The organism is Streptococcus sp. HMSC076H09 (assembly GCF_001811765.1).
Classification (GTDB): domain Bacteria; phylum Bacillota; class Bacilli; order Lactobacillales; family Streptococcaceae; genus Streptococcus; species Streptococcus agalactiae.
The window spans coordinates 1-12,338 of record NZ_KV806586.1 but is presented as its reverse complement, the minus strand read 5'-3'; the positions used below and the strand labels follow the sequence as shown (position 1 = coordinate 12,338).

Here is a 12,338-nt window from a genome sequence, read left to right as displayed (position 1 = left end):
TTTGTGGCGATAATAGATAAAGTGTCATGTCAAATTGCACAGATGTAACCTTTTTGTTAAACTGAAGCAAATGCTGAAAGGTTATGAGTATGAAATTAGAGCGTCAAAAATTGTTAGCTAAAGTAGCTTACCTTTACTATATGGAAGGGAAAAGCCAATCTGAGATTGCCAATGAATTAGGAATTTATCGTACAACAATAAGTCGTATGTTAGCCAAAGCGAGAGAAGAAGGTCTTGTTAGAATCGAAATTTCAGATTTTAATCCAGAAATTTTTCAGTTAGAATCCTATTTTAAAAGTAAATATCACCTTAAAGATATTGAGATTGTTTCTTCGCGAAAAGATAGCGATACTTCAGAGATAGAGAAGGATTTAGCACATGTAGCTGCGGCTATGATTCGAAAAAAAATTAAAGAGAATGACAAGGTGGGGATTGCTTGGGGGAGGACACTTAGTAAAGTAGTTGAAGCAATGCGTCCTCATCCGGTTTCTCAAGTTTCTTTTGTTCCTTTAGCTGGAGGTCCAAGTCATATTAATGCACGCTATCACGTTAATACTCTGGTTTACGAAATGTCAAGGCGTTTCCAAGGAAGTTGTACTTTCATTAATGCAACTCTAGTTCAAGAAAACGCTAATTTAGCGAAAGGAATATTAACTTCAAAATATTTTGAGGGGCTAATGGATAATTGGGAAAAACTTGATGTGGCAATTGTGGGCGTTGGTGGTAAACCTAAAAGCAATGAACAACAGTGGCTTGATCTTTTAAATCAAGATGATTTTCAATGCTTGGATGAAGAAGCAGCTGTAGGTGAAATTACTTGTCGTTTTTTTAATCATTCAGGTGATCCTGTGAATCAACATTTAGCTAAAAGGACAATAGGAATTACCTTAGAACAACTACAGAAAGTTCCTAATAGAATAGCGGTTGCTCATGGCAATTATAAGGCTGCGGCACTCTTAGCCGTTTTAAAAAAGGGGTATATTAATCATTTAGTTACTGATTTTTCCACAGCCTTAAATATTTTAAGATTAGATAAAGACACCTTTGTGGATACTATATATCAAAAGAGCTAGGAATAAATCCTAGCTCTTTTGATAATGTTTCTATTACCAAGTGAATTGTTATAGAATAAGCACAAAGGTGCGCTATTGTCATAAAGGGCACAAGGTCTATTGACGACGATTAAGGGACATGTTACATTTGTTTTGCGAAAGAAAATTAGAACCTTTTGTAAGAAAGTTTAAACTTATAAAAAATCATTAAAGCGGAGGTGCTTATGGAAATCATAGTCGCAGACCAAATTATTATGGGGCTCATTTTGAATGCTGGGGATGCTAAACAACATATCTATCAAGCCTTAAAACTTGCAAAAGAAGGAAATTTTGCAGAAAGTAAAATTGAAATAGAACTAGCAGATAGTGCACTCCTAGAAGCTCATAATCTTCAAACACAATTCCTTGCACAAGAAGCAGGAGGGACAAGGACAGATATCTCAGCACTCTTTATTCATTCTCAGGATCATTTGATGACAAGTATTACTGAGATTAACTTGATTAAAGAAATTATTGATTTACGCCAGGAATTACATATTCAAAAATAAGTAAAGGGGATCAAATATGATAAAAATTGGTTTATTCTGTGCAGCAGGTTTTTCAACAGGTATGTTAGTAAACAATATGAAAATCGCAGCGGATAAAGAAGGGATAGAGGCACATATTGAAGCTTATTCACAAGGAAAAATTGCAGATTATGCTAAAGATTTAGATGTTGCATTACTTGGTCCACAAGTTAGCTATACTCTAGATAAATCAAAATCAATCTGTGATGAATACGGTGTACCGATAGCAGTTATTCCAATGGCAGATTATGGTATGTTGGATGGTGTAAAAGTTTTGAAACTTGCTTTGAGTTTATTGGAAACAAGAAAAGAGGCTTGATATGTCAAAGTTTGATAGTCAGAAAATAATTACTCCGATTATGAAGTTTGTCAATATGCGAGGGATTATTGCACTCAAAGATGGCATGCTAGCAATTCTACCACTAACAGTTGTTGGGAGTCTCTTTTTAATATTAGGGCAGCTTCCATTTAAAGGTCTTAATCAAGCCATAGCTAATGTTTTTGGACCAGAATGGACAGAACCATTTATGCAAGTTTATTCAGGAACTTTTGCGATTATGGGCTTGATTTCCTGTTTTGCAATTGCTTATGCTTATGCTAAAAATAGTAGTGTAGAACCGTTACCTGCTGGCGTTTTATCACTTTCGTCTTTCTTTATTTTAATGAAATCATCTTATATTCCTGTAAAAGGAGAAGCAATAGCGGATGCTATTTCTAAGGTTTGGTTTGGCGGTCAGGGGATTATTGGAGCAATTATTATTGGGTTAGTAGTTGGTGCTATCTATACATGGTTTATCCAACATCATATTGTTATAAAAATGCCAGAGCAAGTACCACAGGCAATAGCAAAACAATTTGAAGCTATGATTCCAGCTTTTGTTATCTTTCTTTTATCGATGATTGTTTATTTGATTGCTAAGGTAACAACTGGAGGTACCTTTATTGAGATGATTTATGATATCATTCAAGTACCGTTGCAAGGCTTAACAGGCTCACTTTATGGAGCAATTGGGATTGCTTTCTTTATTTCATTCTTATGGTGGTTTGGTGTCCATGGCCAATCTGTGGTGAATGGTATTGTGACTGCTTTGTTACTATCCAATTTAGATGCCAATAAGTCTTTATTAGCAGCAAATCGCTTAACATTAGATAATGGCGCTCACATTGTAACACAGCAGTTTTTGGATAGTTTCTTGATTTTATCGGGCTCAGGAATAACTTTTGGACTAGTTATTGCGATGCTTTTTGCAGCAAAATCAAAACAATACAAGGCACTTGGGAAAGTGGCCGCTTTTCCCGCGATTTTCAATGTTAACGAGCCAATCGTCTTTGGCTTTCCAATCGTAATGAATCCTGTGATGTTTCTGCCTTTTATTTTAGTACCAGTTTTGGCAGCTTTAATTGTTTATGGAGCTATTGCGGTTGGTTTTATGCAACCATTCTCAGGTGTTACTTTACCATGGAGTACTCCAGCAATTATTTCTGGATTCATGGTAGGTGGTTGGCAAGGTGCACTCGTCCAAATAGTCATTTTAGCTATCTCAACTGCTGTTTACTTCCCATTCTTTAAAATCCAAGATAATATTACTTACAAAAATGAATGTGAAATGGAAAGGGTATAGCTAGCAGACAAGAGGTTGAGGTGTGTAATGCACCTTAACCTTTTTCTAAAAATGCACATTTGTGCAACTTTAGATGTAGCATTCTATTCTTTATTTTCTTCTTGTTATTTTAGGATTTAGGTGCTATTATATTTACGAAGAAAAACTTTTTAGTTTCGAAAGAAACAAGCGGAGGCTGCTATGACCAAACAATTACTCACTCAAAAATATACAAATGATGTTCAACAAAATTCTCAAAAGCATTTTGGCTATTTGACAGAGCGCATGTATTCTTATCGTGATAAGGTTCTTGATAAGAAACCATTCATAGATGCAGAACGTGCTATCTTGGTAACTGAAGCCTATCAAAAACATCAGGAAAAACCTAATGTTTTAAAGAGAGCTTACATGTTGCAAAATATTTTGGAAAAAATGACAATCTATATTGACGATGAGACAATGATTGTCGGTAACCAAGCTTCATCTGATAAAGATGCTCCTATTTTTCCAGAATACACTCTAGAATTTGTTGTAAATGAACTAGACCTTTTTGAAAAACGAGATGGTGACGTCTTTTACATTACAGAAGAAACCAAAGAACAAATTAGAAATATTGCACCTTTCTGGGAAAATAATAATTTACGGGCTCGTGCGGGCGTTATGCTTCCAGAAGAAGTTCAAGTTTATATGGAAACAGGCTTCTTTGGGATGGAAGGTAAGATGAATTCTGGGGATGCTCACTTAGCTGTTAACTATCAGAAGTTACTAGAAGAAGGGCTTATTGGCTTTGAAAAAAAAGCAAGAAAAGCTAAAGCTGACTTAGATTTAACAAAGCCTGAGAGTATTGACAAATATCATTTCTATGATTCTATTTTAATTACAATAGAAGCTGTTAAAACTTATGCAGAGCGTTTTGCTATCCTAGCAAAAAAACAAGCTAAAACAGCAAATGCTAAGAGACGTCAGGAATTGTTAGATATCGCTAGTATTTGTGAACGAGTGCCATATTACCCAGCTAAAACGTTTGCAGAAGCTGTTCAATCGGTTTGGTTTATTCAGTGTATTCTTCAAATAGAATCAAACGGTCATTCTCTATCTTATGGACGCTTTGATCAATACATGTATCCATATGTTAAAGCTGACTTAGAAGCTGGACGTGAGACTGAGGATTCGATTGTTGAGCGCCTAACTAACCTATGGATTAAAACAATAACTATTAATAAGGTTCGTAGCCAAGCTCATACGTTTTCGTCTGCTGGTAGTCCTCTTTACCAAAATGTAACGATTGGAGGACAAACCCGACATAAGGAAGATGCTGTTAATCCTTTATCATTTCTAGTACTAAAATCAGTCGCTCAGACACACTTACCACAGCCTAATCTAACGGTTCGTTATCATGCTAACCTAGACAAGTCATTCATGAATGAAGCTATTGAAGTTATGAAATTAGGCTTTGGTATGCCAGCTTTTAATAATGATGAAATTATTATTCCATCATTTATTAAAAAAGGAGTTTCCGAAGAAGATGCCTATGATTATTCAGCGATTGGTTGTGTTGAAACAGCAGTTCCTGGGAAATGGGGTTATCGTTGTACCGGCATGAGCTATATCAACTTCCCTAAAGTGTTATTAATTACAATGAATAATGGCATTGACCCGGCTTCTGGGAAGAGATTTGCGCCTTCTTATGGGCATTTCACCCAGATGACCTCATATAAAGAACTTAAAGAAGCTTGGGACAAAACACTTCGTTACTTAACTCGAATGAGCGTTATTGTTGAGAATGCTATTGATATTAGTCTCGAAAGAGAAGTACCTGATATTCTTTGTTCAGCTTTAACTGATAATTGTATTGGACGAGGTAAGCACTTAAAAGAAGGTGGTGCAGTATATGACTACATATCTGGTCTACAAGTTGGAATCGCTAATCTTTCAGACTCACTTGCTGCGCTTAAAAAATTAGTATTTGAAGAAAAACGCCTAACCACATTAGAAGTATGGCAAGCATTACAGAGTGATTACGCAGGTCCGCGTGGTGAAGAAATTCGTCAAATGTTGATCAATGAAGCACCAAAATATGGAAATGATGATGATTACGCGGATAGTTTAGTACGTGAGTGTTATGATGTTTATGTTGAAGAAATTGCTAAATATCCCAACACACGCTATGGACGTGGACCAATCGGTGGTATTCGCTATTCAGGAACGTCCTCTATTTCAGCAAATGTAGGCCAAGGACGAGGTACTTTAGCAACTCCAGATGGTAGGCATGCAGGAACTCCATTAGCTGAAGGTTGTTCACCATCTCATAATATGGACAAAAAGGGACCTACCTCTGTTTTGAAATCAGTTTCGAAGTTACCAACTGATGAGATTGTCGGCGGTGTACTCCTTAACCAAAAAGTCAACCCTCAAACCTTGGCAAAAGAAGAAGATAAACAAAAATTAATTGCCTTACTTAGAACATTCTTCAATCGCCTTCATGGTTACCATATCCAGTATAATGTTGTCTCACGTGAGACTTTGATTGATGCTCAGAAGCACCCTGAAAAACACCGCGATTTGATTGTGCGTGTAGCAGGTTATTCTGCATTCTTTAATGTCCTATCTAAGGCAACTCAAGATGATATTATTGCACGTACAGAACATGCTCTTTAGGAGATTATTATGGAATTTTTACTTGACACTTTAAATTTAGAAGCTATAAAAAAATGGCATCATATACTGCCACTAGCAGGTGTAACTTCAAATCCCACCATTGCTAAGAAAGAAGGAGATATACATTTTTTCCAACGCATTCGTGATGTTCGAGAAATTATTGGACGTGAAGCAAGTTTGCATGTTCAAGTAGTGGCCAAAGATTATCAAGGGATACTGGATGATGCTGCTAAAATACGCCAAGAAACGGATGATGACATTTATATCAAAGTCCCAGTTACGCCAGATGGATTAGCAGCAATTAAAACGTTAAAAGCAGAAGGTTATAATATTACAGCCACAGCAATATACACCAGTATGCAAGGTCTTTTGGCTATATCAGCTGGAGCAGACTACCTAGCACCTTACTTTAACCGAATGGAGAACCTTGATATTGATGCGACACAAGTTATTAAGGAATTAGCGCAAGCAATAGAGCGGACAGGTTCTTCTAGCAAAATTTTAGCGGCTAGTTTTAAAAACGCTTCACAAGTAACGAAGGCCTTATCACAGGGTGCTCAATCAATCACCGCGGGACCAGATATTTTTGAATCAGTCTTTGCGATGCCATCTATTGCAAAAGCTGTTAACGACTTTGCAGATGATTGGAAAGCCAGTCAACACTCAGAACATATTTAACAGAGAACGCCAACTTTTGAGGCTGTATCTTTAACATAAAATTTTTTAAAGAAGAAAGAGGTTGAGAATGAAAGTTTTCGCAAGTCCATCGCGCTATATACAAGGAAAGGATGCTTTATTCCAAAGTATTGAACATATCAAATCTTTAGGTCAGACTCCACTTATCCTTTGTGATGATGTTGTTTATAATATCGTTGGAGAAAGTTTTTTATCTTATCTACAAGACGATTTGTTACCACATCGTGTCTCCTTTAACGGAGAAGCATCTGATAATGAAATCAATCGTGTCGTTGCTGTTGCGAAAGAAAAGAATAGTGACCTTATTATTGGACTTGGTGGTGGAAAAACTATTGACTCTGCAAAGGCAATTGCAGATAAAGTTAATTTACCAGTGGTCATTGCACCAACAGTAGCTTCAACAGATGCCCCAACATCAGCGTTATCAGTAATCTATACAGATGAAGGAGCTTTTGAAAAATATATTTTTTATTCAAAGAATCCAGACTTAGTTTTGGTCGATACTCAAGTAATTGCTCAAGCGCCAAAACGTTTACTAGCTTCTGGGATTGCAGATGGCTTAGCTACTTGGGTTGAAGCGAGAGCAGTCTTACAAAAAAATGGAATAGCGATGGCTGGCGGTAGACAGACTTTAGCGGGCGTGGCAATTGCCCAAGCATGTGAGCGTACTTTATTTAATGATAGTTTACAAGCTTTAGCGGCTTGTGATGCCAAAGTGGTTACAAAAGCTTTAGAAAATGTTATTGAAGCTAATACCTTACTTAGTGGTTTAGGTTTTGAAAGTGCAGGATTAGCTGCAGCTCATGCTATTCATAATGGTTTTACTGCCTTGAGTGGAGATATTCATCACTTAACCCATGGTGAAAAAGTTGCCTATGGAACGTTGACGCAACTTTTCCTCGAAAATAGACCAAAGGAAGAAATTGATCGCTACATTAATCTTTACCAAGCGATTGGAATGCCAACTACACTTGCAGAACTCCATTTGGGTGATGCAACATATGAAGAACTTTTAAAAGTTGGTCAGCAAGCAACAATTGAAGGTGAAACAATACATGAAATGCCATTCAAAATTAGTGCAGAGGATGTCGCTGCAGCCCTGTTAGCAGTTGACCGCTATGTTTCAAATCATCAATAAAAACAATAGAACCAAGTGAAATTGCTTGGTTCTATTTGTCGTTTTAATATTTTAACTAAATAGGGCTTACTAGTATTTAAAGAGATATAAACTAAAAAAGATCAGACAACATATCTAATCTTTTTTAGTTATCGTTTACTGAAGATTAAAGTTATTCAAAATCATACAGGCTAGTTGATAAGTAACGTTCGCCATTATCAGGGAGAAGAGCTAAAACCTTTTTCCCTTTTCCTACTTGTTTGGCCACTTCAATAGCAGCATAAATAGCAGCTGAAGCAGAAATTCCTGCGAGGAAACCTTCTAGTCCGCCGATGATACGTCCTGTTTCAATAGCATCGTCAGATGTAACGCGAATGATATGATCATAAGAATCTGTAGCCAATGTTTCTGGGATGAAACCTGCAGAAATCCCTTGTATTTTATGAGGCCCAGGTTGCTCACCAGAAAGGATTGCAGATTCATCAGCTTCTACAGCATAAATAGCGACATCAGGATTGACTTTTTTTAATGCACGAGAGACACCAGTAATTGTCCCACCAGTTCCCACACCTGCGATAAAAGCATCTAAACCTTTTTCACCAAAAGTCTCGATAATTTCCCTACCAGTCGTTTTTTCGTGGATTTCTGGATTGGCTTGATTATTAAATTGCAAGGGTAACCAAGCATTTTGCTCTACAGAAATTTCTTTTGCCTTAGCAATAGCTCCCTTCATCCCTTCACTACCAGGTGTTAGTACTAATTGAGCACCATAGGCTTGAATGATTTTACGACGTTCAATTGACATGGTTTCTGGCATAACAATAATAACATTATACCCTTTAGCTTTTCCTACCCAAGCCAAACCGATACCTGTATTACCAGATGTAGGTTCTACGATTGTATCTCCGGCTTTAAGAATCCCTTTTTGCTCTGCATCTTCAATCATAGCTAGAGCAATACGATCTTTGACAGATGAACCTGGGTTAAAGGATTCTAACTTAACGTACACATCTGCAGCTCCTTCTGGAACAATATGATGTAATTGAATAATGGGTGTATTTCCGATTAAGTCTGTAATAGAATTATAAATTTTTGACATAAGCTATACCTCTTCATGATATTGGTTAAGAATATTATAAAACTCACATTGATTAAAGTAAAATATCAATTCTTTATCAAGTGATAGCTATTATTTATCGGTTTCATCCTTAAAGGGAATTTCAACAATTTGACTCCCTTCTTCAGTTAACAAAGCTTTTCCTTGGTAGAACTCTGTCAAATTAGTTATTGTGTGTTCAAATTCCTTAGGGTCAACGTATATTTTACAGGTTACAGCTTCTAAAAATTCTGTTTCAAACTCCTGAAGGTGGTGCTCTTTTAGGAAGTTGTCAAAAGTTTGATATTGAGGATAGGTTAATTGAATACGAATACCAATTTGTTCTTTAACTTCTACTACCTCGATCTCTTTGATGGCATTAGCTACGCTACCAGAGTAGGCACGAATAAGCCCCCCTGTGCCTAATTTGATACCTCCAAAATACCGTGTAACGACGGCAACAACATTTGTCAGGCCTTGCTTTTCAAGTACGGTTAGCATAGGGATACCTGCTGTACCACTAGGTTCTCCATCATCACTAGATCGTTTTATATCCCCTTTTTCGCCAATAACCATAGCTGAACACGAATGATTGGCTTTGTAGTGCGCTTTCTTGATTTGCGTAATATAATTACGCCCCTCCTCTTCGGACTCTACTCGCTTTAGATGACAAATAAATAGCGATTTTTTAATTTCTTCTTCGACAATTCCGTCTGATTTTATCGTTTTATAGTTCATAGAGAAATTTTACAAAAATTCTTCAAATTTAGCAAAAAAATCCGAATGAAATAATATGGAAAATTATTTAGGTAGACTTTGGACAAAAGCACAATTATCTGAGCAACTTAGAAAAATTGCAATTAACTTGCCATCTTTTATAAAGAAAGGAAGCGACTATATTTGTACTCGATGCTCTAGTTCTGTTGCCAAAAATTGCCAATTACCAACTGGAAATTATTATTGTAGAGAATGTATAGTTTTTGGAAGAGTTACTAGTAATGAAAATTTATATTATTTCCCACAAAAAACATTTTCTAAAACGAATTCTTTAAAATGGAAAGGGGGACTGACACCTTATCAAAATGAGGTTTCAGAAGAGTTGTTGAAAGGTATTTCAAGTAAGGAAAATCTTCTTGTTCATGCTGTGACAGGGGCTGGTAAAACAGAAATGATATACCACTCTATCGCCAAAGTAATTGATACTGGAGGAAGCGTTTGTATTGCCAGTCCTAGAATTGATGTTTGTTTAGAATTGCATAAGCGACTTTCAAACGATTTTAGATGTGCCATAACATTAATGCATGGAGAATCTCCTTCTTATCAGAGATCCCCTTTAACTATTGCCACAACACATCAATTGTTAAAATTTTATCATGCTTTTGATTTGCTAATTGTTGATGAAGTTGATGCTTTTCCATATGTCGACAACCCGATACTATACCATGGTGTAAAACAGGCCTTAAAGGAAAACGGAACAAGTATTTTTCTGACTGCAACTTCAACGACTGAGTTAGAAAGAAAAGTTGCAAGAAAAGAACTAAAAAAATTACATCTAGCTAGGAGATTTCATGCCAATCCGTTAGTGATACCCGAGATGGTTTGGGTAAGTGGTATCCAGAAAAGCTTGCAGACACAAAAACTACCTCCCAAATTATATCAGCTGATAAATAAACAGCGACAAACGAGATATCCTTTGTTATTATTTTTCCCCCATATTTCAGAAGGTCAGGTATTCACCGAAATGTTAAGACAAGCCTTTCCTATGGAAAAAATTGGTTTTGTTTCAAGTAAGAGCACATCTAGGTTAAAGTTAGTGCAAGATTTTCGAGATAATAAATTGTCTATCCTAGTGTCAACTACCATTCTAGAGAGAGGAGTAACTTTCCCTAGCGTCGACGTTTTTGTTATACAAGCAAATCATCATTTGTTTACGAAAAGTTCCTTGGTACAAATTTCAGGAAGAGTTGGAAGAGCATTAGAAAGGCCCGAAGGGCTCCTTTACTTCCTTCATGATGGGAAAAGTAAATCGATGCACCAAGCTATAAAGGAGATTAAAAACATGAATCATATAGGAGGATTTTAATGACTTGTTTGTTATGTCATGAAATAGATTTATCGCAATTAACTTTTGTGGAACTTATGCTTCTAAAACCAAAGCAAAACGTAATTTGTCAAACGTGCAAGGGTAGTTTTGAAGCACTTAGTAGGGAGATGGGTTGCCAAACATGTTGCAAGCAAATTCCCCAAAAACAATGTCAAGATTGTATTTATTGGGGTAAAAAAGGTATAGAGGTAAATCATTTTTCCCTTTATAGATACAATGAAGCAATGAAAAAATATTTTTCTCTTTTTAAATTTCAAGGGGATTATTTGTTGAAAGATGTTTTTACAAAAGAAATAAAAGCTGCTCTAAAAAGGTATAAGGGCTACACTATAGTGCCAGTTCCCTTGAGTCATGAAGGATACCAAAATAGGCAATTTAATCAAGTGATTGCTTTTCTACAATCGGCAAATATACCTTATAAAAATATTCTTTCTAAAAAAGATAGAGGTAAGCAATCGGCTAATAATAAAGAAGAAAGACTCAAACAAGTTCAGCAATTTACATTAAAAAATGAGGCTGAGTTAAGGGATAACCTTTTAATTGTTGATGATATTTATACAACAGGCGCAACAATAGCACAAATCAGGAAACTATTAGAAGAAAAAGGTATAAAAAATATAAAAAGTTTTTCATTAGCACGCTAAAATCTTGCAAATTTTCATGAAAGCGGTTATAATAAGAATATAGAAAGCGTTAACAACGCAAGAAAGAGGTACTCATATGATTAAATACAGTATTCGTGGTGAAAACATCGAAGTAACAGAAGCTATTCGTGAGTATGTTGAGACCAAACTCTCTAAAGTTGAAAAATACTTTAATGAAGAACAAGAATTAGATACTAGAGTCAACCTCAAAGTATACAGAGAGAAGACCGCAAAAGTTGAAGTAACAATCTTAATAGATTCTATTACTTTACGAGCAGAAGATGTTTCACAAGATATGTATGGGTCAATTGACTTAGTTGTTGATAAAATTGAGCGTCAAATTCGTAAAAATAAAACTAAAATTGCGAAAAAATATCGTGAAAAAATTCCAGCAAGTCAAGTTTTCACAACAGAATTTGAGGCTGAGCCAGATGAAGAAGCAGTAAGCCAAAGAATTGTACGTACTAAGAATGTTAATCTAAAACCAATGGATGTTGAGGAAGCATTGTTGCAAATGGAACTTTTAGGTCATGATTTCTTTATCTATACAGATGCAGAAGATAATACGACAAATGTCCTTTACAAGCGTGAAGATGGCGAACTAGGTTTAATTGAAGCTAAAGGAAATTAACTTTGTAACATAATTTAAAAAATCTCAGAGTTTTTTCTGAGATTTTTTTAAAACCTATTGACAACAAATAAAAAATTATAGTATACTAAATGAGTTCTTAAGCGAACCTAATATTGTATTATCATTTTATAAACAACTTAAAAAAAGTAGTTGACAAAGCAGAATAAGTTTGC

Annotated in this window: 12 protein-coding genes; 10 read left to right on the top strand and 2 right to left on the bottom strand. The window is 35.8% G+C overall.

Going from position 1 to position 12,338, the window contains the following annotated elements:
• Positions 1 to 89 precede the first annotated feature (89 nt).
• From HMPREF2818_RS00060 to HMPREF2818_RS00030, 7 genes are all read left to right on the top strand, one after another.
• Positions 90 to 1,073 (top strand): sugar-binding transcriptional regulator, encoded by a 984-nt coding sequence (locus tag HMPREF2818_RS00060; RefSeq protein ID WP_000764455.1) that lies wholly within the window; start codon positions 90 to 92, stop codon positions 1,071 to 1,073.
• Positions 1,074 to 1,276: 203 nt separating this feature from the next.
• Positions 1,277 to 1,600 (top strand): PTS lactose/cellobiose transporter subunit IIA, encoded by a 324-nt coding sequence (locus tag HMPREF2818_RS00055; protein WP_000402898.1) that lies wholly within the window; start codon positions 1,277 to 1,279, stop codon positions 1,598 to 1,600.
• Positions 1,601 to 1,616: 16 nt separating this feature from the next.
• Positions 1,617 to 1,937, top strand: a complete 321-nt coding sequence (locus HMPREF2818_RS00050) for a PTS sugar transporter subunit IIB (protein WP_000590363.1) — start codon at positions 1,617 to 1,619, stop codon at positions 1,935 to 1,937.
• Position 1,938: 1 nt separating this feature from the next.
• Positions 1,939 to 3,240 (top strand): PTS sugar transporter subunit IIC, encoded by a 1,302-nt coding sequence (locus HMPREF2818_RS00045; protein WP_000032677.1) that lies wholly within the window; start codon positions 1,939 to 1,941, stop codon positions 3,238 to 3,240.
• Between the two features lie 180 nt (positions 3,241 to 3,420).
• On the top strand, positions 3,421 to 5,877 hold the full coding sequence (locus HMPREF2818_RS00040; protein ID WP_000166136.1) for a glycyl radical protein: 2,457 nt from the start codon (positions 3,421 to 3,423) through the stop codon (positions 5,875 to 5,877).
• 9 nt (positions 5,878 to 5,886) lie between these two features.
• Complete coding sequence (locus HMPREF2818_RS00035; protein ID WP_000394891.1) at positions 5,887 to 6,555, top strand: fructose-6-phosphate aldolase; 669 nt, start codon at positions 5,887 to 5,889, stop codon at positions 6,553 to 6,555.
• A gap of 67 nt (positions 6,556 to 6,622) precedes the next feature.
• Complete coding sequence (locus HMPREF2818_RS00030) at positions 6,623 to 7,711, top strand: glycerol dehydrogenase (RefSeq protein ID WP_000862123.1); 1,089 nt, start codon at positions 6,623 to 6,625, stop codon at positions 7,709 to 7,711.
• A 151-nt stretch (positions 7,712 to 7,862) separates the two neighbouring features.
• On the opposite strand, the gene cysK is transcribed toward HMPREF2818_RS00030, so the two are convergent.
• Together cysK and HMPREF2818_RS00020 are read right to left on the bottom strand one after the other, a co-directional pair.
• Positions 7,863 to 8,789 carry a cysteine synthase A gene (gene cysK, locus HMPREF2818_RS00025; RefSeq protein ID WP_000036944.1) on the bottom strand — a complete coding sequence of 309 codons (927 nt, stop codon included), beginning with the start codon at positions 8,787 to 8,789 and terminating at the stop codon, positions 7,863 to 7,865.
• A 90-nt stretch (positions 8,790 to 8,879) separates the two neighbouring features.
• Positions 8,880 to 9,524: a YigZ family protein gene (locus HMPREF2818_RS00020; protein WP_001108144.1), complete on the bottom strand. Its 645-nt coding sequence runs from the start codon at positions 9,522 to 9,524 to the stop codon at positions 8,880 to 8,882.
• 55 nt (positions 9,525 to 9,579) lie between these two features.
• On the opposite strand from HMPREF2818_RS00020, the gene HMPREF2818_RS00015 reads away from it, so the two are divergent.
• From HMPREF2818_RS00015 to hpf, 3 genes are all read left to right on the top strand, one after another.
• Positions 9,580 to 10,869, top strand: coding sequence for an ATP-dependent helicase ComFA (locus HMPREF2818_RS00015; RefSeq protein ID WP_000432954.1), 1,290 nt, complete (start codon positions 9,580 to 9,582; stop codon positions 10,867 to 10,869).
• A complete protein-coding gene (locus HMPREF2818_RS00010; RefSeq protein WP_000128301.1) occupies positions 10,869 to 11,534 on the top strand; it encodes a ComF family protein in 666 nt (221 codons plus the stop codon). Before HMPREF2818_RS00015 ends, HMPREF2818_RS00010 begins: the two co-directional genes overlap by 1 nt.
• A 76-nt stretch (positions 11,535 to 11,610) precedes the next feature.
• Positions 11,611 to 12,165, top strand: coding sequence for a ribosome hibernation-promoting factor, HPF/YfiA family (gene hpf, locus HMPREF2818_RS00005; protein ID WP_000599096.1), 555 nt, complete (start codon positions 11,611 to 11,613; stop codon positions 12,163 to 12,165).
• Positions 12,166 to 12,338 lie beyond the last annotated feature (173 nt).

Coding starts and splice junctions, on each gene's coding strand:
- HMPREF2818_RS00060 (WP_000764455.1), top strand. CDS start 90: ATGAAATTAGAGCGTCAAAAATTGTTAGCTAAAGTAGCTTACCTTTAC.
- HMPREF2818_RS00055 (WP_000402898.1), top strand. CDS start 1,277: ATGGAAATCATAGTCGCAGACCAAATTATTATGGGGCTCATTTTGAAT.
- HMPREF2818_RS00050 (WP_000590363.1), top strand. CDS start 1,617: ATGATAAAAATTGGTTTATTCTGTGCAGCAGGTTTTTCAACAGGTATG.
- HMPREF2818_RS00045 (WP_000032677.1), top strand. CDS start 1,939: ATGTCAAAGTTTGATAGTCAGAAAATAATTACTCCGATTATGAAGTTT.
- HMPREF2818_RS00040 (WP_000166136.1), top strand. CDS start 3,421: ATGACCAAACAATTACTCACTCAAAAATATACAAATGATGTTCAACAA.
- HMPREF2818_RS00035 (WP_000394891.1), top strand. CDS start 5,887: ATGGAATTTTTACTTGACACTTTAAATTTAGAAGCTATAAAAAAATGG.
- HMPREF2818_RS00030 (WP_000862123.1), top strand. CDS start 6,623: ATGAAAGTTTTCGCAAGTCCATCGCGCTATATACAAGGAAAGGATGCT.
- cysK (WP_000036944.1), bottom strand. CDS start 8,789: ATGTCAAAAATTTATAATTCTATTACAGACTTAATCGGAAATACACCC.
- HMPREF2818_RS00020 (WP_001108144.1), bottom strand. CDS start 9,524: ATGAACTATAAAACGATAAAATCAGACGGAATTGTCGAAGAAGAAATT.
- HMPREF2818_RS00015 (WP_000432954.1), top strand. CDS start 9,580: ATGGAAAATTATTTAGGTAGACTTTGGACAAAAGCACAATTATCTGAG.
- HMPREF2818_RS00010 (WP_000128301.1), top strand. CDS start 10,869: ATGACTTGTTTGTTATGTCATGAAATAGATTTATCGCAATTAACTTTT.
- hpf (WP_000599096.1), top strand. CDS start 11,611: ATGATTAAATACAGTATTCGTGGTGAAAACATCGAAGTAACAGAAGCT.